Below are 22,310 nucleotides of genomic sequence, written 5' to 3'. Positions count from 1 at the left end.
ACGCACTTAGAATGGGTTGGCCTGGCATTCGACCAACCCAACGGGTGCTTGCGAGCGATCTATGCCTGCTATAGAGTGGGCTAAGAGCATGATTCGAATTCACAAGGACAGAGTATGAAAACCATAGGCGTGATTGGCGGCATGAGTTGGGAGTCAACGGCAACCTACTACGCGCAGCTCAACCAGGGAGTGAAAGCCGCGCTTGGTGGTTTGCACTCCGCAAAAGTGATTATCCACAGTGTCGACTTTGCACAAATTGAAGCGTTGCAACACCAAGGTGAGTGGGAGGCAACGGGGGGGATATTGGCGCAGGCAGCGCAATCGCTCGAACGTGCTGGCGCCGATTTTTTCATCATAGCGACCAACACGATGCACAAGGTGGCGGAGCAGGTTGAGCGCGCCGTGTCGATTCCTCTCTTACACATTGCCGATGCAACGGGGCGTGCACTTCAGGCGCAAGGTATCGAAAAAGTGGGATTACTCGGCACCGCATTTACGATGGAACAAGCGTTCTACAAACAAAGGTTAACGGATAAATTTGGTATTGAGGTGTTGGTGCCCAACGGCGTGCAGCGCCGATTGGTACATGACGTGATTTATCAAGAGCTCTGCTTGGGAACGCTCAATCCACGCTCGAAAAACGATTATCACACCATTATTGATGAGTTAGCGGCAGCCGGCGCACAAGGGGTGATTCTGGGCTGCACCGAAATAGGATTGTTGGTCAAACAGCAAGACACCTCAGTGGCTTTATTCGACACCGTCGCCATTCACGCGGCAGAAGCGGTGGCAATGGCGCTTGAGGAAGGCTCGCTTTAGACAGCGAATTCTTGAGGCTAAGTAGGCCGTCTGTTACGACGGCCTCAATTGAGCAGAGTTACAAATCAATGTGAAAAATCGAGGTTGTGCCGCTGACTTCATTGCCGACCGCGATAAAGTGCTCGCCAGCTCGAGTGAAATAATGAATCGACTCAGGGCCTAAATCACCGGCTTTAGGGTTGTAGGTCTCGTTGTCACATTCTCCCTCATCGACTTTGGTGCAGACAGGTTGGTTAAAATCACGCGGGTTCACATAGTGAAGGAACATCGCATCGTTAGGGTCCGTGACGTCATACACCATGATACCGCCTTGACGTTCTAAGCCAATAAACGCGTAGTGACGGTCGTTAATCTGAGCCACTTCGATCGCTTCAGGTTCGACGCCCTTATCATCACTGCGGTCGTCTGCACTGTCGTTGTTGTCATTGGTGCTGTTGAAGTGCTCCGGCTGCGTGGCGAAGACAATCTGTGCAAATTGATCGCCACTATCGTAAACGCGTTCGCCTTGCTCATTCCAAATAGAAAACGATCGCGCGCCAAACGCCTCGACAACCTCATCTTTCTGTAACGTCTTACCTGGGTCGATCACCTTTAATCGTGCGAGCTGCTGATTATCTTTTAACGCGAGAGTCAGAGGATGATCGTCACTCACCTTGAGTTTTTTGCCTCGTAATTCATCGCTATACGCGATACAAAAATCGACTTTTGAACCATAATCAGCGGTGCCAGAGTAATCGTCGCCATCCCATTGGTAGCCCTTGGTATCGCATTGCTGTTGAGTGCTATCGAAACCATACTCGCGGCCATCCCCTTCGTTCGCCGTGATGATATAGCTGACGCCATCGACTGAATAGGTGGCAATGGAGTCGGGCATATAAAGGCCAACCAACTGTGGGTAGGATTGAAAATAACCGAGCCTTTTATCTTTATTTGAAGCATCAAGAGTGGCAGTAGACCATGATTTGCCGCCCAGTCCATAAATGGCCTCAACTCGGCGTGTGGTTACATCAATTTTAGCGAGGGCGTTGTTCTCTTGCAGCGCCACAAATAGCTGACCTCTGTCATCAAAGGCAAGGTATTCCGGCTCGAGATCTTGGGGCACGCTGGCACCCGGAGCGGAGAGTCGAACATCGCTACCCAATTCGTCGTGACGGACGCCACCTTCATTGAAATCGGTAAAGCCAATTTGCGTGACAATCGCATTGTGATAACCCGTTGAAAGGTCGATGAGGGTGACACTGCCTTCTGGATCGACGCTGTAATCGCTGTTGGGTTCTCCCTCGTTGGCGGCCGCGATATATCGACCGTCTTTGGAGAAACTCACCATATCTGGCAGTGCGCCAGCAGGGTAGGTGGTCAGCAGCTCAAAGGTATCACCGCGGTAGAGCGCGATGATGCCCGCTTCTTGCTTGATGCTGTTTTCAATCGCGACCGCGACCCATCCCTGATGCGTTGAGACACTATTGGCTGCGCCAATCTCAATGCCTGCGTGTGTCGCCGCTTGCTGAAGATCGAGTTGTGTCTTCAAACTGGGGGCATGATCATGACTAAGCGTGAGTACATCGACTTTCTTGGCCTGTGCGTTAACAACAAATAGTTGGTCAGTGCAGGCATCGTATTTGACGATTTCAGCGGCCGAGGTGGCAAACGGCGCATCGGCCGCGTATCGACCCACAAGCGTTAAACCTGCAATAGAAGTCTCACTTTGCGAAGGTGCGACAGTTGCTGTACAACTCAGCGCAGGAACAAGCGTACTGTTTTGTTCTGTAGGTGATGAGCAAGCGGAAAGGGCGGTCAACACGCCGGTGATCGCCAATGTACGAAGAGCAAAAGGCGCGGTATGAGATTGAAAAGACAAAGTAAATCCTCCTTGATGAATGTGGCTCTAGTCTAAGGAGGACTTATGAACAAACCGTGTCGCTTTTGTCTCATCAATGTGAAAGAAAAGTTGATATAGACGGATAAACCAAAGAGTGAGAGCGACTTCTAAAAACTAACTTTGTTGTTGAGTAATTAAGTGCACAAGCTCATCTTCGGTAGAGGGGGTTTTGGCAAGCTCCAGCTCGCACTCTGCACCGCCCTTAAGCATGTAGACTCGAGTCGTGCAGTGATCGTGGTGAAACCAACGACCGTCGATACACACGTCTGTATAGCAGCGAGGATCTTTTTTGAGTTCCATATGTTTCGTCCCTGTTTGGTTGTTGTTACAATTTTCAACCTAACTTGGGTTTTCTACAGAAAAAATGACCTGGCTCAAGCTTAGGGGAAATGTGGCAGACTCGCGCCGCTTGCGTTGCGAAAATGAAGGTTATAGGCTATTCATTTATTGAGGAAATCGCATAAATTGCGTAGATTCATTGCAAAAATGAAATACGCTAAACATCAAATGCTGAGTGACGGATGATAAAGGATAACGCGCAAAACTGGAGTAATGGATGAATCTAGGCCGTGGACGCTTCACTTGCTGGTGTGTACTGATGTGCCTAGTGGTCTCACTGAAAAGTTTAGCCAGTGACATAGATCATGCTCGCATTCTTGTGATCAAATCCTACGATCCCAACTTTCCTACCTACGCCGATATCTCTTATGGCTTAAACGAAGTGTTAGACCGAGATTCAGTCCTTCTCGATGTCTCTTATATGCACAGTAAACTCGTTTATGATGTCGTCAGTGTCGCCAATTATAAAAGAGCGATCTCCTACCAATTTCTCAACAGCCAGAAATACGACATGGTGATCACGGTGGACGACAATGCGCTAAGATTTGCACTCTCTGAGCGGCAAGGTCTGTTTCGTGATCTGCCGATTGTGTTTTTGGGTGTCAACAATGTCGAGCTTGCCTTATCTCTCAAAGGAGACAAGCAGGTATCAGGCGTGATTGAAGCTGTGTCATTTGATGAAAATATACAGTTTATTCACGAGGCAATGCCCCACGTGGAGAACATTCATCTGTTAGTGGATGGTACTACCACAGGGCGTGCCGACTTTGAGAAACTGTCTCGCACTATCGCAGACTACCCCGATTTTAATTGGAAGACACTCGATTTAGCGACGCTTGCTTGGGGTGAATTGATAGAGGACATGGCGTCGATTGATGCACACAACAGTGTGGTCCTGCTGATTTCGGCTTATCGAGACAAGAACAACGTGGCCCTCTCTTTTGATGAGTCGGTGCATCTTATCACTGATGCTACCACTGCGCCGATCGTCCATCCTTATCAACACGGTATTGGTCAAGGGTTACTGGGTGGATTAGTGGTGGATCACCGCGCTCATGCGGTACTGGCGGGAGAGCTTGCTCACCGATACTTTCATCGCGGCTATTTTATTGAAGAGGACATGGTGGTTCAGCCGCCTACTAAGGCGCTGTTTGATTATGCTCAGCTCACACGTTTTGGTATTAAAGAGCGTGATTTGCCCTCAGGCAGCCACATATTGGGCAAACCCGAGCCGATATTAAGTCGCTACTATGTCGAAGTCATAACGCTGTTTGGCTTGGTATTTATCATCTTAACGACCTTGGCGCTGCTTGCATGGGTGAAAAAGCGCACCGCAGAGCAAGATGAAGACAAATTAAAGTCGATATTGAACAGCTTAGACTCCTACATCTACCTCAAGGATGAGCATGGTAGATATCTGTTTGCGAATAAAAAAATGTGCCAAAACCTTTCTTTGGACGAAGACGAGGTGCTGGGCAAAGACGACTATGACTTATTTGATGAAAACGTCGCAACGCGTATTTCAAGCGTCGATCAGTTGGTGGTCAATTCGAAAAAGCCCTACAGCAGTGAAGAAACCTATTGGCATGAAGATGTCGGCAAGAAGATGATCGTGCATACGCGTAAAGTCCCTTTGATGAATGACAAGGGTGAAATCTACGCCATCTGTGGTTCATCCATCGACATCACCCGAAGTAAAACTCAAGAGCGCATCATCGAGCAGATTGCTTATCAAGATCCGACTAACGGTTTGGGAAATCGCGTCAAACTCTTTACTTATTTGACGGATGTGATGTCCAAAAGCGAGTTTGTCGGCGGTCAAACTGCGGTCGGCTTTTTTGATATCGATAATTTCCGCTACATCAACGAGACCTATGGCCACACTGCTGGGGATCACTGTATTGACATCGTGTTGGATAAATTGAAGCGTCTGGTGGGCGAGTCCGGTCAAGCGCTGCGTTTGGGGGGCGATGAATTTTACTTGGTCGTCTATGGTGAGACACACGCTAGCCAAACCATCCGAGACATTCAGCGCCAGTTGCCAGAAACGGTCAATATTTTAGGCAATACGATACCGCTAAGTGTCAGTGTCGGGATCTCACTCTACCCAGCAGAAGGGGTGACGGAGCCGGAGCAGCTTTTGCGCCGTGCGGAACTGTCATCCTATGAAGCAAAAATGCGAGGCGGGAACCAAGCGGTATGCCTTGATAATAGTCAGGATCAAAAAGCGTCCGACAATGAGTTTATCACTGAGGTAATCGGCGCGATGCACCGCAATGAGTTGGAGCTCTACTTCCAACCCAAAGCCAGCTCTAAGCAGAAGAAAATCGTCGGCGCTGAAGCCCTTATTCGCTGGAATCATCCGGTCAAAGGCTTTTTAACCCCCAATATGTTCTTGCCAGAAGTGCATCGTTTAGGCCTCTTTAAACAGATCGATGATTGGGTGATTGACCGCGCTATGGAGACGCTAGATGCGTGGTGTGAAGCCGGGTTAGCACTTAATTTGAGCATCAACCTCAGCCACGAATATTTCAGCCAAACCGACCTGTTTGAGATATTACAAGACAAATTGGCTCGTTACCCAAACATCAAACAAGGTTTGCTTGAAATCGAGATCCTAGAGACGCACGCGCTTGAAGATTTGAATCACGTGTCGAACATGATTAAGAAGTGCCGTTTGTTGGGTATTCGTTTCTCGATAGATGATTTCGGGACTGGCTATTCGTCATTGACCTACTTACAGCGTTTGCCGGTCGATACCCTAAAAGTCGACCAAAGTTTTGTGCGCCACGGGCTAAGTGAAGTGGACATCGGGATACTGAAAGGAATTTTGGTGTTTTGTCATGCACTGCACATCACCCCGATTGTTGAAGGGGTCGAGACAGTGCAAGAGTTGGAGCGCTTGAATGAGGTGGGCTTTGATTACATTCAAGGCTATTTGATTTCAAAACCAGTGACAGAGAATGCCTTTATCGCGCGAGTGAAAGCGCAACCGGCTAATCTTTCCAGTGCTTGAATGCCACTGCATAAGGTCTTGTATTGGCACAATTAAAAACGCCCGCCTCTAAAAAAGAGGCGGGCGTTTGAGTTCAAATGTCGTTAAGCGACCGACTTAGCTTCGGTAGAGGGCGTAGCTTCCGCCTTTGGCTGAGTGGGGAGGACCAACGTCATAATGATCGCCGCAATACCGCTGGTTGTGACGGGAGAGCCGAACACGCTTTGCACCAGTTTAGGCATTTGGCCCAAGATGTCTGGCACGAGCATGACACCGAGACCAAAGCCAAACGAGACAGCCAAAATCATCAAGTTGCGACGATCTAATTTCTCGCGCGCGATGATTTTAATCCCAGCCGCTGCCACCGTGCCAAACATGACCAGCGTTGCGCCGCCGATGACGGGTTTCGGTATGGTGGTTAACACGCCACCAATGATGGGGAACAGACCCAGTACCACCAAAATCAGGGCCACAAAATAACCCACGTAACGACTGGCGATACCCGTTAAGTGAATGACGCTATTGTTTTGGCTAAAGGTGGTATTTGGGAAGGTGTTGAAAATCGCCGCCAGCATAGAGTTGACCCCATCCCCTAGAATCCCTGCTTTAATGCGCTTCAAATAGCCTTCACCAGAGACCGGTTGGTTGGTGATCAAGCAATTGGCGGTAATGTCACCTGTCGATTCTATCGCGGTAATTGCGTAGATAACGGCAACGGGAATAAAGGCATACCAATCGAAATCGAAGCCGTATTTGAACGGTTGAGGGATGCTAAGTAGCGGCTGATTAAAGGCATTGTCGAAATTGACCATACCCATCGACGCGGCGGCGAGATAACCGACTACCATACCCACCAATATGGACGATAAACGCACCATCAGGTTTTTTGAACGGTTAAGCGCAATGATAGTGACAAGAACCAGTGCGCCGAGCACTAAGTTGTGCCAATCGCCAAAGTTGGGCGCTTTGACGCCACCGGCTAAATCTGTCATGCCGACTTTAATCAATGAGATGCCGATAGTGGTGACGACGATCCCTGTGACCACAGGAGTAATGATACGTTGCAGTTTGTCGATGAACTGAGATAACGCAATTTCAATAAACGCACCGACAAAACAGACACCGAAGATCATCGCGAGAATCTCTTCTGGGCCACCCCCTTGAGATTTAGCAATGAACCCGGCCGCGAGTACGGAGCTAAGAAACGCAAAGCTGGTCCCTTGGACACAGATCATGCCAGCGCCAATCGGCCCGATGCGACGGGCCTGAATAAAGGTACCGACACCCGAAACAATCAGCGCCATACTAATGAGATAGGGAATATGCTGGCCAAGGCCGAGCACGCCACCAATGATGAGCGTTGGAGTAATAATACCGACGAAACTCGCCAGTACGTGTTGCAGACCTGCATAGAGCGCTTGACCCGTTGCGGGGCGATCTTCCAGTGCATAAATCAGGTCACTGTTTTCCTTGTGAGACATGTTGATTTCCTTGTATACAATATTGTTGACATTGTATTGATCAAGTTAGCAACCATTGTGCCATTCATAAATTAGAGCGATAAGTGAATAAATACAGTGGCTTATGTCAGAATGGTCAAGAGACGAATTCGCTAAGTTGCATATCGTTGGTGCAGTTGACCCGTTTGGGGGTAGAGAAAGAAAAAACCGCCGGGTAGGAAGGCACCGCAGCGGCAAAACAGAAATTAGGTTGGCGGATGATGCTCTATCCAGTGACGGGCGATTTGCTCTCGCGTGGCGATCCACACATCCGAATGGGATTGCACGTAGTCGAGGAACTTTTTCAGTGCCATAAAGCGACTAGGTTTGCCTATGATGCGACAATGCAGGCCAATTGACATCATTTTCGGTTTGATTTGCCCTTCTTGATAGAGGCAATCGAAGTTGTCCTTGAGGTATTGATAAAACTCTTCCCCATGACTGAATCCATAAGGGGAAGCAAATCGCATGTCATTGGTATCCAGTGTGTACGGCACAATCAGATGAGGCCGCGTCTGTCTGGGCTTTTGTGCATCGGGTACTTGCGTCCAAAACGGCAGGTCATCCCCATAATAGTCAGAGTCGTAGAGGAGGTGGTCATGCTCGGTCACGAGAGCGCGCGTATTGGGGGAGTCACGTCCTGTGTACCAGCCGATCGGTTTTTTTCCTGTGAGCGTCTCAATGATTTGGAGCGCTTGCACCATATCCTCACGTTCTTTCTCAATCGGTGCGTCTTGATAGTGAATCCATTTCAAGCCGTGACAGGCAATTTCATGGCCATCGTCTAGTAATGCCTTGGCCACATCTGGGTTTCTTTGCAAGGCTGTCGCTACGGCAAAGGCGGTGAGAGGAAGACCTCGCGCTTTGAACTCATCGAGAATTCGCCACACGCCGACCCGAGAGCCGTATTCGTACAAGGATTCCATACTCATGTGTCTATCAGGGTAAGCGCTCGCGCCAGCGATTTCGGACAAGAAGGTTTCCGAATGCGCGTCGCCATGCAATACGCAGTTCTCGCCGCCTTCTTCGTAGTTTAAGACGAATTGCAGCGCAATCTTTGCCCCATTTGGCCACTTAGCATCAGGGACGTTATCGCGTCCATAGCCTGTATAATTTCTTGGATTATCCTTATCCATTTGTATCCCTTAAGTTTTTTATTGACTCCAGTGCTGATAGCGGCCGTGAAAGGCTTTCCCTATCGGCGCGCCATAATGACCGCACTTGGCCGTGTTAAGTTGTAAGCTGTACAAAGACTCCGCAAGCTTGACCGCGGCAGTGACGCCATCAATCACTGGAACTTGGAGATCTTGACTCAGTTCCGCCGCAAGATCCGACATGCCCGCACAGCCCAATACGATGGCTTCAGCCCCATCTTGCGAAAGCGCTTGCCGGCACTCTTGGCGCAACTGTTCATACAGCGAGGTATGCACGGATTCCAGGGCAAGCACGGGAATGTCGGCTGCGCGCACACCGGTACAGAGATGCGCGTAGCCGTAGCGCTGCAACAGATGGTGGGCGGTGGGGACGGTGCGAGAGAGGGTGGTGACCACACCAAATCGATGCGAGACCAAACTGGCGATTTGAAAAGCTGCACCGGCGATGCCGATGACAGGCGCTTGCGCTATTTCGCGCGCAGCATCAAGCGCGGGATCGCCAAAGCACGCAATGATATGTGCATCGACGCCTTTTTTCTCCCCGTCAGTGATGAGATCGAGTAAGGCCGCAGAGGCGATGGTTTCATCCAACGCACATTCAATGCTATCAGGGCCGTGCTCAGGACAGCGAGCGAGGATGTCGCTGGAGGGCAGCGCGACAGTCAAAGCCGATTGGGCAATTTTATCTGTCATGGCAACGCTGGTGTTTGGGTTAATCAGTTGGATTTTCATAGCACACCTTTACGAGTCCATGTTGGCAAACAGCTGAGTGAAATCAACGTGGGCATCTTTTTTCCCTGTTAATGAAATCGAGCGCTTAATATGGAGCAAATGGTGTCGCATCCACTGCTGCGCCTTGTCGACTTGATGGTTGTCGAGCAAATCAATCAGCTCAAGATGATCGCCACAATCACAACTCACGCTCTCTCTGGTACCGTAGGCGGCGATAACCAAGGATGAGCGGTAGCATAACTGCTCGATAAACTCAGCCAAGACCGAGTTGTTGCCCATATGAGCAAGCTCATAATGGAACTTCGCCGTCAATTGAATGGATCGGGCTAAATCTCCATCTTGTTCGGCTTGCTTCTCTTGCGCTACCATATCGCGAAAACGCTGCGACACTTTGAGATCCCAATTGTCCGAAATGTCACCGAGCAACAGAGGCTCTAATGTAATGCGGCTATCCAATACTTCTTCCGCCTCTTGACGACTCGGACGACTGACCTGTGCGCCTTTATTCGGCTGAATCACGACAAAACGTTCAATCGCGAGGCGCTGTAGCACTTTGCGTATCCCGGTACGGCTCACCCCAAACGCTTCCGATAACTTGTCTTCGGGCAAACGCTCACCGGGCGGAAGCTGATGCTCGACAATGGCTTTGAGCATCTTTTGATAAATCTTTTCGTCGTTCGACATGATGACTCTCTATCTGTTTGTATACAATTATACCTAGCAACATGTATACCATGTTTGTGCGAATAAAACGTCGCATAATCACGCATTCTGAGGTGTATTGCTGAATTATCGGGGCCTTTAACGCACTCTTATGAGGCAGGTGTGCGAGAAATTGGTGCGAAGAACGCTTAATTCTAGTGATTACTCAGCGTTCAGCTCCCATAGAGAGGGGGTCAACAACTTGGCACAGTCTTTGTATTTGGAATTGTATACAATGTTAAACAAGGAAGTGACCATGATGGAAAAGGATTTACCGATTAGTTCACGTCTGGCCAATGATGATCTATTACCAGACAGAGAACAAAAGTGGGGCTGGTACAGCATCTTTGCGTTTTGGATGTCAGATGTTCACAGCGTGGGCGGCTATGTTTTTGCAGCAAGTTTATTTGCACTTGGACTCAATGGTATTCAAGTGTTTATCAGTTTGCTTGTTGGCATCTCTATTGTATTGGTGTTTGCCAACCTGATGGGCAAACCAGGGCAAAAAGCGGGAGTCCCATTTCCCGTAGTGGCGAGAATGTCATTTGGTGTGTTTGGCGCGAATATTCCTGCGGTAATACGAGGATTGATCGCGGTGGTCTGGTACGGCATTCAAACCTTTTTGGCGTCCAGTTCGTTCATCATTCTACTGCTTTACTTTGTGCCTTCGATGGAAGCGCTCGCAGAACCCAGTTTCTTAGGTCTCTCGTATTTGGGCTGGATAGGATTTACGGCCATGTGGATCATTCAGGGCATCGTCTTTATGTTTGGTATGGATATGATCCGTAAAGTGATCGATTGGTCTGGCCCTGCTATCTATATCGCCATGTTTGCGCTTTGTCTCTACATGATCGATTTAGCCGGGTGGGAGAACATTCAATTCAATTTGAGTTCGCAAAAACTGGAAGGTTTGGATGCAATCATGACGATGATCGTCGCATCAGCGTTGGTCGCGGGATACTTTGCTGGCCCTACGCTCAATTTCAGTGATTTTTCTCGTTACTGTGGCAGTTATAAACAGCTCAAGTTCGGTAATTTGCTCGGACTACCTGTGAACTTTTTACTCTTTTCAATTTTCAGCGTAGTGATCGTTTCTGCATCGATTCCTGTGTTTGGTGAGATGATCACCGACCCGGTTGAGACAGTAAAACGACTAGACTCAGGACTTATTACGGTGCTTGGTGCGCTGACCTTTATTTTTGCAACGGTCGGTATCAATATCGTCGCAAACTTTGTCGCACCGGCGTTTGACTTCTCCAATGTGTCTCCACAAAAAATCAGTTTTAAGGCGGGCGGATTTATTGCTGCGTTCGGTTCCGTATTGTTGACTCCGTGGAACCTATTTAATAACCCAGAGGTGATTCACTACACGGTGGACGTGTTAGCCGCGATGATTGGCCCTCTCTACGGCATCATCGTTGTGGACTACTACTTTGTGAAAAAGGGTAAGATAGATGTACCGTCACTCTATACCGAATCACCCAAAGGTCTGTACTGGTATCAAAATGGTGTCAACATGCGCAGTGTTTATGCACTTGGTATTGCCAGTGTGTGCGCTATAGTGGCGACTTTTATCATTCCTCAACTGGCCAACTATGCGTTGTTTATTGGTGGTGGAGTGTCAGCGTTGGCTTATCGCTATTTAATGTCCGCAGCGTCTTTCAATATCGTCGCAGCACGAGCATTAAAGAGTAAAGCGTAATTTTAGAGAAGAACCTGAGTAACAAAATGAATCTATTAGCAAAACTTAAGAAAGAGTGGTTTTTGGTCGGCATGGTGATCGCGATAGCGCTTGCGACGATCACGGCAGAGATTGGACGCTCCGGCGGACCGATTCACTTGGACCAATTGACGGCGGTGGGGGTTGCCATTGTCTTCTTTCTTCATGGTCTAGGGTTATCGCCACAAGCGATTAAAGCGGGGTTGACCAATTGGCGCCTGCACATTTACATCCAGGTGGCGACGTTTGTGGCATACCCAATTTTATGGGTAGTGTTTGGCGATCTCTTTATCGCAACCATGCCAGCGGCTCTAGCGTTTGGGTTTTGTTATCTCTTGGTTCTGCCGAGCACCATCTCGTCATCGGTTGCGATGACGAGTGTCGGTAAGGGAAACGTGCCGGGGGCGATCTTTAACGCGTCGCTATCGAGCATTATTGGTGTGGTGATCACCCCAGCTTTGATTCAGCTCTTTATGGGCTTTGAAGGGGTGTCACTCAATCTGCTCGACTCCGTGTTGTCGATCGCTAAGTTACTTTTGGTTCCGATGATTTTAGGCCAGCTCCTTCGTCCTTACCTGCTGGCTTGGACGGAGAAACACAAAGCGGTGGTCAATAAAGTTGATAAGTATGTGATTCTTTTGATCGTTTACAACGCCTTTTGTGATTCTGTTATTAACGGTATCTGGAGTGAGTTCTCTGCGGGGTTGCTGTTGACGGCGATTGCGCTGTGTGTGGTGATTTTGTTGGTGATGGTCCACTCCATTCAGTGGGGAGCAAGAAAAGCCGGTTTCGATCTTCCTGATGAAGTGGCGGCGGTATTCTGTGGCACCAAAAAGACATTAGCGGCAGGGATCCCGATGGCGAAAGTCATTTTTGGAACCGACCCAACGCTCGGTATGTTGCTACTGCCGATCATGTTGTATCACCCAATCCAGATTTTCTATTGCGCCGTGCTGGCTAACCGTTACGCCAAGCAGAGCGAAGGGGTAAAAGCCGCCGCGCTTTAAGCGTGCTAATCGGTGCAACCATTAAGGAAAGATGATGAGTAAGGATACTCGAATTTATTGCGCGCAAGGGCCACACTCTTTGGCGCCGACAAAAAAAGGCCGACTGAGTGGCACTCGGTTTGTCTTTAAAGATCTGTTTGATGTAAAAGGCTACCGAACTGGGGCAGGCAATCCACAGTGGTTAGCCACTCATGATGTTGCTAGCCAGACATCGCCGCTCATTACCACTTTGCTTGAGAGTGGTGCAGAGTGTGTTGGGCGAGTACAGACCGATGAGCTGGCGTATAGCTTAAACGGTCAAAATATCCATTACGGCACGCCAGTGAACCCCAAAGCGCCTGATGCGATTCCAGGTGGTTCATCGAGCGGCAGTGCGGTGGCGGTAGCAAGTGGCGATTGCGATTTTTCAATTGGTACGGATACCGGTGGTTCAGTACGTGTCCCAGCCAGTTATTGTGGGCTTTATGGGTTGAGGCCGACGCATGGTGCCTTGAGCCTTCAACATTGCTTTGAACTGGCGGCTCGCTTTGACACTGCCGGTATTTTCACCAGAGATTTGGCGATGATGGAGCGAGTGTGGACGAGTTTGTCGACTGACCACGGTGCAGCACCTCACCAACGGTCCTTCTATCTTGATGAGCAGTGCCGTGCTCTTATGAGTGCCGATCACACCGAGCAGTTAACGCGCCTCAAAGCATCGGGTGTAAAGATTCAACAAGGTGACTATCTTGCGCGTGCGGGATGGACGCTCGATCAGTTAAGTCACCTGTTTCGTACCCTGCAAGGTTTCGAGATCATTCGCCAACACGGTGAGTGGTTAGCACGCTATGGGGAGAGCTTGGACCCGGCGATTGCAACGCGCGTCGAGTGGGCAAGAACCTTGACCGAGTTGGAGTATACAGCGGCTTGTGATGAGCAACAGAGATTCAAACAGGCGTTAGTGGAGCATATGGAAGACCATGCGTTATGGTGGCTACTGCCTACCACGCCCGCCGGAGCGCCGAAACTGACCATGCCAGCTAATGAATTGGCTGTTTATCGCAGCCAGCTTATGGGGTTGACGAGTCTTGCTGGGCTCTCTGGCTTACCGCAATTGCACCTCCCTAACGCCGCCGCAGCGATGCCGTGCGGACTCTCGTTTCTTGGTAGTGCTCACAGTGAATGTGCCCTTATCCAGACTGCCATGCAACTCAACCTAGACACGAGCCAAGGAGTGGCCGATGAAGCATCAAACCGCGTTTACCGCCCCACATCATAAAGCAGCCGAAGTTGGCCAAGCGATTTTAGACGCCGGTGGCACGGCCAGTGAAGCGATGGTTGCTGCCGCTGCGATGATATCAGTGCAATACCCCCATATGAATAGCATCGGAGGGGATGGATTTTGGTTGATTGCGAAACAAGGCCAAGCCCCAGTCGCGATTGATGGTAGCGGCGATGCGGCGGCGCAGGTGGATGTTAACGCTTACCGAGCACTGGGTGACGAATTGCCCGATCATGGCGCGCTTTCGGCCATCACGATGGCGGGCACGGTCGCAGGTTGGCAAGCAGCGCTTGAGTATGATCATGGCAATATGACACTGGATAGATTACTTACCCCCGCGATCCATGCCGCGCGCGACGGGATCACCGCGACGCAGAGCTTGGTCAATGCCAGTGAAAAAACCTATCAGCGACTGGCTTCGCTAGACGGGTTTGCCGATATTTATCTCAATCAAGGTGAGACGCTCAAGGTCGGCGATCGTATCTGCAATCCGGCGCTGGCTGATACACTATCGATGCTGGCAGAAAAAGGACTAGAGGATTTTTATCGCGGTGATTTGGCGCAGTCGATGGCCGATGATCTAGCCGCGATGGGTAGCCCTATCCGTCTTGAAGATTTTCATCAATTTCGCGCTAAAGTGATGCAGCCACTGCATGTCACGACCTCCAAAGGCACACTGTATAACTTTGGTGCGCCAACCCAAGGGGTGGCGTCACTGCTGATTTTGGCAATCTACGATCGTTTAGCGGTCAACGCTCAGACCGAAGTGGAGCACATGCACTGCCTCGTTGAAGCGACTAAACAAGCGTTTTTGATTCGTGATCTAGAGGTGTGTGATGAGGCGTCATTGCGTGAGCCTTTGCAGCATTGGCTCAGTGACGACGAGGTGACTAAATGTACTGCTGCCGTAAATCCTAACCGCGCCCTAGCTTGGCCTCACCAAGCCAAACCCGGCGATACGATCTGGATGGGGGCCAGTGATCAATACGGCACCATGGTCAGCTTTATTCAAAGCATTTACTGGGAGTTTGGGTCCGGTGTTGTGCTGCCAAAGACCGGAGTGTTATGGAATATCCGCTCCAAGAGTTTTTCTCTGGATGCACTGCATCACAATGTATTGGCACCCAACAAGAAGCCTTTCCATACCCTCAACCCTGCTTATGCTGAGCTCAGTGATGGCCGCAGAATGAGCTACGGCACGATGGGCGGTGAAGGTCAGCCTCAAACGCAAGCGTGCCTATTTAGCCGCTACCACTATCAATCTTACCCCTTGGATAAGGCGATCTCAGAGCCACGCTGGCTGTTGGGGCGCACGTGGGGCGATGCCACACACAACTTACGCTTAGAGCGCTCACTTGACCAACGCTGCGGCGCTGAATTGGTAGCGCTCGGTCACGACGTCACCACCGTCGACGATAATAACGAGCTGATGGGCCATGCTGGCGCCATTGTGCTGGATGAACAAGGAAGAGCCATCGCCAGTAGCGATCCGCGTAGCGATGGCCAAAGTTTTGTAGGAGAACAATAATGTCACAGGCCAATGAGCTATTTGAAACACTTAACCCACCGCAACGCCTTTTGATGGGGCCGGGGCCAATCAACGCTTATCCTCGCGTGCATCAGGCCATCGCTCAGTCACTGATTGGTCAGTATGACCCTGTGATGACCGGTTACATGAACCAAGTACAGTCACTTTATCGCGGCGTTTTTCACACCCAAAACCCGCAGACGATGCTGGTGGATGGCACTGCGCGCGCGGGGATTGAAGCGGTGTTAGTGTCGGTGTTAAAACCGGGCGACAAAGTGCTGATCCCCGTCATTGGTCGCTTTGGTCACTTATTGTGCGAAATTGCTACGCGGGTTGGCGCTGTGGTGAAAACCATCGATGTTGAGTGGGGTGAAGTGTGCGCGCCAGAGCAAATTGAACAGGCGATCAAAACCTTTCAGCCAACATTGCTCGCCACTGTTCAAGGAGACACCTCCACGACCATGAACCAACCGTTGGCTGAAATGGGCGAGCTGTGTCAGCGCTATGGTGTGCTGTTCTATTGTGATGCCACTGCGTCGATTGCCGGTAATGAGTTGTATGTCGATGATTGGCACCTCGATGCGGTGTCAGCAGGGCTGCAGAAATGTTTAGGCGGGCCTTCGGGCTCAGCGCCGATTACGCTGAGCGAGCGTTGCGCTGCGCTAATCAACAGTCGTAAACACGTCGAAGCGGGCATTCGTGCCGCTCACCACGTTGATGGTGAAGAAGCACCAATCCAATCGAACTACTTTGATTTAGCCATGGTGATGGATTATTGGGGGCCAGAGCGCCTTAACCACCATACTGAAGCGACCAGCATGCTTTATGCCGCACGCGAGTGTGCAAGACTGTTCCTTGAAGAAGGCCCAGAGCAGGTCATCGCGCGTCACAAGCAAGCGGGAGACGCGATGGCATCGGGGCTTCGCGCGATGGGGCTAGAGCTATTTGGCAATCAAAATTACAAAATGAATAACGTGGTCGGTGTGGCAATACCGAGCGTTAAAAAAGCGGCGGGTACGGTCGATGGCGATGCGGTGCGTCTTGAGCTGCTGCACCGGTTTGGTATCGAGATTGGTACCTCGTTTGGCCCACTGCATGGCAAGATCTGGCGCATCGGTACTATGGGGTTCAACGCGAGACAAGAGTGCGTATTGACCACCTTGGCGGCGCTGGAAGCGGTACTGATCAAACACCAAGCGGACATCATTTCCGGTCAGGCAGTTCTGGCGGCTATGGCGCATTATCAATAAGGAGCAGCCATGAGTGTAGATACAGTGGATGATAAGAGGCACCACGCGATGAGCATCGGTGCTGAGCGCATTATGGCTCAAGCCGACCAACTCGCTCAGTGCAGCGAGGAACGGGGTGCGCTGACACGCGGATACCTGACCAAAGAGCATCGAAGTGCCCACGATCTGATCGCGAAATGGATGCGCGATGCGGGACTAGAAACCTGGCAAGACAGTGTAGGCAACCAGTGGGGGCGAAAAGTAGGCAGCGACCCTGAGGCGAAAGCATTGGTGCTGGGTTCTCACAGTGACACGGTAAGAAATGCAGGTAAATACGATGGCAACCTCGGTATTATTCTCGCGATTGAAGCACTGTTGCAACTAAAAGAGTGCCGCTTTCCGTTCCACATCGATGTGGTGGCATTTGCAGACGAAGAAGGGATGCGTTTTAACACCACGCTCATTGGATCGAGCAGTGTCGCAGGGCAGTTTGATCCCAACTGGCTCGATATCGCGGATGCCGATGGTATGACCATGGCAGACGCCATGCGCCAGTTTGGACTAGCGCCGAGTCTCGCAGGAAACGACGCACGTAACGATCTGCTCGCCTACTTGGAAGTGCATATTGAGCAAGGCCCAGTGCTAGAAGCGGAGTCATTGCCCGTCGGTATCGTGACCGGTATTGCCGGGGCAAAACGTTTTACCTGCAAGGTAGAGGGCATGGCGGGACACGCAGGCACAGTGCCGATAGATTTGCGTCAGGATGCGCTGTGCGGCGCGGCTGAAATGGTGAGTTTTATTGAACGTTTTGCCAGAGAGCAAGAGATTGTCGCGACGGTGGGTAAACTATCCGTCGCACCGGGTGCGGTGAACGTGATCCCAGGTGCAGTCGAGTTTACTTTGGACATTCGCTCGCTCAATCAGCCGACGCTGGAGGCGTGTTGTGAGGTCGTCATCAACGAGTTGAACTTGATTGCGAAAAAACGTCGCCTACATTTCGACAGCGACAAGGTATATCAAGCGAAAGCGGTCCTCTGTGATGCCGCCTTGCAGCAGCAATGGACCTCAGTCGTTGAGTCGGTGACCGCTCAAACGGCGCGCTGTTTACCGAGTGGCGCAGGCCATGATGCCATGGTGATGGCGAACGTGACCGACATCGCGATGTTGTTTGTCCGCTGTGAGAAAGGCATTAGCCACCATCCTAAAGAACAAGTGAATCAAGACGATGTCGCGGTGGCACTGGAGTGCTTGATAGGCATGATTGATTCAATGAACCTCAAGGCAAAGTCGCCTTAACGCCCTCTAACTAGGATTCAGTGATGTCGTAATATCTTGCGACATTCTGAGTCACTTTTCCCCACTGTGACTCTTGCACTCGTCGTTGATGCTGCAGAAATGCTTCATGATCGACAAACTCTTCATACACATCAAATCGATGGGTGTCGTCAGGATTTTGCGTGACCTCAAAGCACAGGCAGCCCGGCTCATTTCGAGTGAGTCTACAGTGTGTCTCCAGTTCGGCCAGTACGATACTACGATCTTTGAAGGGAATAATGATATGGCCGGAGAGTGTGACTTTGTTCATTGTGCGTCCTTGGTAGAAAGTGCCTTCAGCATACCGTGCCCATAGGTGAAATCATAGGGATGATAGCGATTAAAAAAACGCCCACCAAGAGCGCGTCTTAAGTGGGCGTTAAACTCGTTAGTCGCGAGCCGGTGGACGGTGCTCACTCATAAATTGCGAGAATTCCGCCTCGGTGATTTTTCCATCGCCATCGGCATCAATAGAGCTAAAATCACGGGCTAACGGCCCTTTGGTTTCGTCAGTGGTGATGTAGCCATCGCTATTTGAATCGATATCGCTAAAACTTGGCGGCGGGCCCTTGCGATCCCCGTCATTTGCACAAGCGGTGGTGATTAACAGAGCGCCGAGTAGCGCGGTACTAATGGTGAGAGTTTTCATAGTATTTTCCTTGTTAACAATGATTGACACACAGCATTGGAGCCGTTGCGTGGGATTTGGTTCGTGGCTTTACATTTTCTTACATTTGACGCTCCCACCAGTGTGAACTGGCGGGAGGGGGAAAAGATTAATGGCTGTGACTAAGGGCCTCTTTAAGTTGCTGACGTTCTTGGTCTGTCATATTGGTTTTGTTGAGAAAGGGCATATCGGTCGACTCGACCGTACGCGCTAGAATCCGCGGGCTCCAGCGCTCAATATCTTGCCAAGAGTCGAAGATTGCGCCACTAGGTGCGACGGTGAACACATCGTCAGTCGGTGTGGCGCTGTGACATTGAGTGCAGCGCTGCTCAATGATCTGCGTCGCTATTTCGATATAGTGAGTACGATTGATATCATCAGCAAGGCCGGAAGTGTCTCCTTCCGACACGCTCTGTTGATGCAGGGCTGAGTCCTGGGAAGTGGTCGTTTGCGTGGCCACACTGCTTGCGGTTGCCGTTGCGCGCGAGGCTTTATTCGCTTGAACGGATCCCCAACTGACGAAAACCGCGAGAAGCAGCATGGCTATCGAGCTTGAAATGAGTACGCTTGGCTTCGATTTTCCCGCATGCTTAAGGTTAAAGTAATGGCGTAAATACGCGCTGATCACCAAAATCAGCATCCCCACTAACCAACTCAGCGAGTGTTGGTAGATCATCGGGTAGTGATTACTGATCATGAGAAAAATCACGGGCAGGGTGAAATAGTTATTATGGATAGAGCGGCGTTTACCCTCCAGTCCGGGAGCCGGATCGACCGCTTCACCCGCCGCTACTTGCGCCACCATTTTACGCTGGCCGGGAATGATTTTATGGAACACGTTGTTGACCATGATGGTACCCATCAATGCACCCATATGGATAAAGGCACCCCGACCACTAAAGACGTGGGTAAATCCATAGAAGAACAGCGCGCCAAGCGCGATGAGTGCGCCGCAAAATAGCCCAGCGTGACGCGAGAGGGGGGAGCGCATCAATGCTTCATAGACGACAACGCCAAGAGCAATGCCACCCAAGCCCAAACTTACGGCTTGGAGGCTAGTTAAACTCATGACTCTGGGATCAATGAGGTAGGCGGCGGCGTTAAAATAGTACATCCAAATCATTAACGCGGTGCCAGTGATCCATGTCGTGTAGGCTTCCCATTTAAACCAGTGCAAGTTGGTCGGCATGCTTTGAGGTCCAACCTGGTATTTTGCTACTTCGTAAAAACCGCCACCATGCACGGCCCATAAGTCGCCTTTGATACCTTTATCTTTCTTCCATTGCGGTGGATTTTCTAGGCTATTGTCGAGCCAAGTGAAATAGAAACTGGCGCCAATCCAGGCCACCCCACAGATTACATGAAACCATTTGATAAAGAGCGCAAACCATTCGTAGAGTTGTGGCCACATACTGATACATCCTTTTGATAAACTAAATTTCCGTGAACATAAGTGCGTTCGATGACACGCTCATCACCTAAGGTGACAAGGGCGAAGAGTTGCTCATTCAAATCCTGACAGCGCGCTGTACGCTGCTTGAGCATGGGAAACGCGTTGAGATCTAACTCAACAAAATCGGCTTCCGTGCCGACATTGAAGTTGCCAATACAGTGATCCAGCCCCATCGCGACGGCGGCGCCTTGGGTACACAAATATAAGGATTCAAACGCATCGAGACTGATGCCTTGTAATTGACAGATTTTGTAGGCGTCACTTTGGTTTTTAAGCAAGCTCAAACTGGTTCCGCCGCCGACATCACTGGCAATAGAGATGGGAATACCTGCCTCTTTTGCTTGCTGATAGGGAAACAAACCGCTGCCCAAAAACAGGTTCGATGAAGGACAAAATGAGATTGACGCGCCACTGCTCGCCAGCGCGTGTTGTTCCCGCTCGCTAAGATGAATCGCGTGACCAAATAGGGCTCTATCGCGAACCAAATGGTTGCGCTCATAGACGCTAAGGTAATCGCTGTCGTCTGGGTAAAGTGATTGAACCCAAGCGACTTCGTTAATGTTTTCGCTTAAATGAGTTTGAATGAAGGTATCTGGGTGCTCATTGGCCAGTTGTCCAGCCTTCGCTAACTGCTCCGGTGTGCTGGTCGGCGCAAAACGCGGCGTGATGGCATAAAGAGCACGGCCATTTTTGTGCCAGCGCTCAATCAAGGCTTTGCTATCACGATAGCTGCTCTCAGGCGTGTCTTGCAGTGCGTCTGGACAGAATCGGTCCATCATCACCTTGCCACAGACCATGCGCGCATCGTAGTCTTGCGCGGCGCTGAAAAAAGCGTTGACCGACTGCGGATGAACTGTGGCATAGACACTGGCTGTGGTGGTGCCGTGGGCAAACAACTGTTGCAGAAAAAAGTCGGCTTGCTGCTTGGCGTAGTGGGCATCGCTAAAACGAAGCTCAGTGGGAAAGGTGTAGGTGTTGAGCCAATCTAACAGCTGTTTTCCATAACTGGCGATGATCTCAATCTGAGGGAAATGGACATGAGAGTCAATCATGCCAGGAATCAATAAACCGGAGTGAACCTTGACTCGTCCCTGTGTGAGAAGCTCTTGGTTGACAGAGTGGGCGAAGAAGGCGTTGGCATCACCCAGATGAACGATTTTGCCCTCTTCGATGACCAATACGCCATCGCGCCAATACTCATAGTGCTTTTGGGGCTCAGATGTCGCTGTTGGAAAGTGCAACAAGCTGCCACGGTGAATCTGTCTAGCCATGATTAACTGCCTCGATAACTGGAGTAAGCGTAAGGAGAGAGCAGCAGCGGAATGTGGATATGACGCGTGTCTGAAACGCTAAAGTGCACGTCCACATAGGGGAAAAAGGCGTTGGAAAATACGCGTTGGCAGTAGGGGGCGACTAAAAATCGCAGGGTATAACTGCCTGCTGCTAATGTGGTGTTATCAAAACGGGCGCGGCCATCATCGTCGGTGTACATGCGGGCGATGGCATCCTGTGCGCCAAGTGGATAGAGTTCCACTTCAATGTTTGCTGCGGGGTGACCACTGGCGGTGTCGAGGATATGGCAACTGAGCGTGTTCATAAATAAGCTTCCATTCTAATTTGACTGATTTTGATCTGTTCTTGCGCGGCTTCGCGCAGTTCCACTTCTCGGCTTCGACCAATCCGGGATTTAAGCAGTGCGAGCATCTCTTTGGCACTTTTGTTGGTCGCGCAGACGATGAAAATGAAGCCGAATTTCTCTCGGTAGCGCTGATTGAGCGTGAGCAATCGCTCTAGGGTCTCTCTATCGGCGCTGGCCACGTGGCTCTGCTCTTTTTCACTGAGTGCTCGGCCTTGCGCGTATTTCTTTTCTAGACTGGCGAGATCGCCGATCATTGGATGCCCGGCAAAGGCCTCAAGCCAATCTTTCTCTTCAAGCTGCTGGAAGGCTCGGCTTGCGCTATGGCGCAGTGCTAGGTGCTGGAGGGTTCTGTCATCCTGTTTCTTTTAACCTT

Annotated in this window: 20 protein-coding genes; 8 read left to right on the top strand and 12 right to left on the bottom strand. The window is 50.5% G+C overall.

Going from position 1 to position 22,310, the window contains the following annotated elements; translation table 11 throughout:
• The first annotated feature begins 114 nt into the window (after nucleotides 1-114).
• Nucleotides 115-819, top strand: a complete 705-nt coding sequence (locus tag AC6R0L_RS13885) for an aspartate/glutamate racemase family protein (RefSeq protein WP_500629471.1) — start codon at nucleotides 115-117, stop codon at nucleotides 817-819.
• 58 nt (nucleotides 820-877) lie between these two features.
• Here AC6R0L_RS13885 and AC6R0L_RS13880 read toward each other — a convergent pair whose 3' ends face one another.
• Together AC6R0L_RS13880 and AC6R0L_RS13875 are read right to left on the bottom strand one after the other, a co-directional pair.
• Nucleotides 878-2,677 (bottom strand): choice-of-anchor I family protein, encoded by a 1,800-nt coding sequence (locus tag AC6R0L_RS13880; RefSeq protein ID WP_500629470.1) that lies wholly within the window; start codon nucleotides 2,675-2,677, stop codon nucleotides 878-880.
• 135 nt (nucleotides 2,678-2,812) lie between these two features.
• Nucleotides 2,813-2,998 carry a hypothetical protein gene (locus AC6R0L_RS13875; RefSeq protein ID WP_500629469.1) on the bottom strand — a complete coding sequence of 62 codons (186 nt, stop codon included), beginning with the start codon at nucleotides 2,996-2,998 and terminating at the stop codon, nucleotides 2,813-2,815.
• 256 nt (nucleotides 2,999-3,254) lie between these two features.
• On the opposite strand from AC6R0L_RS13875, the gene AC6R0L_RS13870 reads away from it, so the two are divergent.
• Complete coding sequence (locus AC6R0L_RS13870) at nucleotides 3,255-6,053, top strand: EAL domain-containing protein (RefSeq protein WP_500629468.1); 2,799 nt, start codon at nucleotides 3,255-3,257, stop codon at nucleotides 6,051-6,053.
• Nucleotides 6,054-6,136: 83 nt separating this feature from the next.
• Here the strand turns inward: AC6R0L_RS13870 and AC6R0L_RS13865 are convergent, their stop codons facing one another.
• From AC6R0L_RS13865 to AC6R0L_RS13850, 4 genes are all read right to left on the bottom strand, one after another.
• The gene (locus AC6R0L_RS13865; protein WP_500629467.1) at nucleotides 6,137-7,513 is read right to left on the bottom strand and encodes a nucleobase:cation symporter-2 family protein; all 1,377 of its coding nucleotides are present in this window, start codon (nucleotides 7,511-7,513) and stop codon (nucleotides 6,137-6,139) included.
• A gap of 224 nt (nucleotides 7,514-7,737) precedes the next feature.
• The gene (gene puuE, locus AC6R0L_RS13860) at nucleotides 7,738-8,667 is read right to left on the bottom strand and encodes an allantoinase PuuE (protein ID WP_500629466.1); all 930 of its coding nucleotides are present in this window, start codon (nucleotides 8,665-8,667) and stop codon (nucleotides 7,738-7,740) included.
• A gap of 18 nt (nucleotides 8,668-8,685) precedes the next feature.
• Nucleotides 8,686-9,417 (bottom strand): aspartate/glutamate racemase family protein, encoded by a 732-nt coding sequence (locus tag AC6R0L_RS13855; protein ID WP_500629465.1) that lies wholly within the window; start codon nucleotides 9,415-9,417, stop codon nucleotides 8,686-8,688.
• Nucleotides 9,418-9,426: 9 nt separating this feature from the next.
• On the bottom strand, nucleotides 9,427-10,101 hold the full coding sequence (locus AC6R0L_RS13850; protein ID WP_500629464.1) for a GntR family transcriptional regulator: 675 nt from the start codon (nucleotides 10,099-10,101) through the stop codon (nucleotides 9,427-9,429).
• 274 nt (nucleotides 10,102-10,375) lie between these two features.
• On the opposite strand from AC6R0L_RS13850, the gene AC6R0L_RS13845 reads away from it, so the two are divergent.
• Genes AC6R0L_RS13845 through AC6R0L_RS13820 form a run of 6 tightly spaced genes read left to right on the top strand, consistent with a single transcriptional unit; the run spans nucleotide 10,376 to nucleotide 18,160 of the window.
• Nucleotides 10,376-11,821: an NCS1 family nucleobase:cation symporter-1 gene (locus AC6R0L_RS13845; RefSeq protein ID WP_500629463.1), complete on the top strand. Its 1,446-nt coding sequence runs from the start codon at nucleotides 10,376-10,378 to the stop codon at nucleotides 11,819-11,821.
• Nucleotides 11,822-11,847: 26 nt separating this feature from the next.
• Complete coding sequence (locus tag AC6R0L_RS13840) at nucleotides 11,848-12,846, top strand: bile acid:sodium symporter family protein (protein ID WP_500629462.1); 999 nt, start codon at nucleotides 11,848-11,850, stop codon at nucleotides 12,844-12,846.
• A gap of 34 nt (nucleotides 12,847-12,880) precedes the next feature.
• Nucleotides 12,881-14,104 carry an amidase gene (locus AC6R0L_RS13835; RefSeq protein ID WP_500629461.1) on the top strand — a complete coding sequence of 408 codons (1,224 nt, stop codon included), beginning with the start codon at nucleotides 12,881-12,883 and terminating at the stop codon, nucleotides 14,102-14,104.
• Nucleotides 14,067-15,635 carry a gamma-glutamyltransferase family protein gene (locus AC6R0L_RS13830; protein ID WP_500629460.1) on the top strand — a complete coding sequence of 523 codons (1,569 nt, stop codon included), beginning with the start codon at nucleotides 14,067-14,069 and terminating at the stop codon, nucleotides 15,633-15,635. Before AC6R0L_RS13835 ends, AC6R0L_RS13830 begins: the two co-directional genes overlap by 38 nt.
• Nucleotides 15,635-16,885: a pyridoxal-phosphate-dependent aminotransferase family protein gene (locus AC6R0L_RS13825; protein ID WP_500629459.1), complete on the top strand. Its 1,251-nt coding sequence runs from the start codon at nucleotides 15,635-15,637 to the stop codon at nucleotides 16,883-16,885. The genes AC6R0L_RS13830 and AC6R0L_RS13825 overlap by 1 nt, the downstream gene beginning before the upstream one ends.
• A 9-nt stretch (nucleotides 16,886-16,894) precedes the next feature.
• Complete coding sequence (locus AC6R0L_RS13820) at nucleotides 16,895-18,160, top strand: allantoate amidohydrolase (RefSeq protein ID WP_500629458.1); 1,266 nt, start codon at nucleotides 16,895-16,897, stop codon at nucleotides 18,158-18,160.
• Nucleotides 18,161-18,170: 10 nt separating this feature from the next.
• Here AC6R0L_RS13820 and AC6R0L_RS13815 read toward each other — a convergent pair whose 3' ends face one another.
• From AC6R0L_RS13815 to AC6R0L_RS13790, 6 genes are all read right to left on the bottom strand, one after another.
• Nucleotides 18,171-18,449: a putative quinol monooxygenase gene (locus AC6R0L_RS13815; protein ID WP_500629457.1), complete on the bottom strand. Its 279-nt coding sequence runs from the start codon at nucleotides 18,447-18,449 to the stop codon at nucleotides 18,171-18,173.
• A gap of 117 nt (nucleotides 18,450-18,566) precedes the next feature.
• Nucleotides 18,567-18,827: an EF-hand domain-containing protein gene (locus AC6R0L_RS13810; protein ID WP_500629456.1), complete on the bottom strand. Its 261-nt coding sequence runs from the start codon at nucleotides 18,825-18,827 to the stop codon at nucleotides 18,567-18,569.
• A 127-nt stretch (nucleotides 18,828-18,954) separates the two neighbouring features.
• Nucleotides 18,955-20,256, bottom strand: coding sequence for a urate hydroxylase PuuD (locus AC6R0L_RS13805; protein ID WP_500629455.1), 1,302 nt, complete (start codon nucleotides 20,254-20,256; stop codon nucleotides 18,955-18,957).
• Entirely contained in the window at nucleotides 20,202-21,569 is a 1,368-nt protein-coding gene (guaD, locus tag AC6R0L_RS13800) for a guanine deaminase (protein WP_500629454.1), read from the bottom strand. The genes AC6R0L_RS13805 and guaD overlap by 55 nt, the downstream gene beginning before the upstream one ends.
• A 2-nt stretch (nucleotides 21,570-21,571) precedes the next feature.
• Nucleotides 21,572-21,895: a hydroxyisourate hydrolase gene (uraH, locus tag AC6R0L_RS13795; RefSeq protein ID WP_500627880.1), complete on the bottom strand. Its 324-nt coding sequence runs from the start codon at nucleotides 21,893-21,895 to the stop codon at nucleotides 21,572-21,574.
• Complete coding sequence (locus tag AC6R0L_RS13790) at nucleotides 21,892-22,266, bottom strand: 2-oxo-4-hydroxy-4-carboxy-5-ureidoimidazoline decarboxylase (protein ID WP_500629558.1); 375 nt, start codon at nucleotides 22,264-22,266, stop codon at nucleotides 21,892-21,894. Before AC6R0L_RS13790 ends, uraH begins: the two co-directional genes overlap by 4 nt.
• Nucleotides 22,267-22,310: the final 44 nt, after the last annotated feature.

The sequence above is a fragment of the Vibrio sp. R15-SG3-ISO1A genome (genome assembly GCF_059833955.1).
This window is presented reverse-complemented; position numbering and strand designations above follow the sequence as displayed.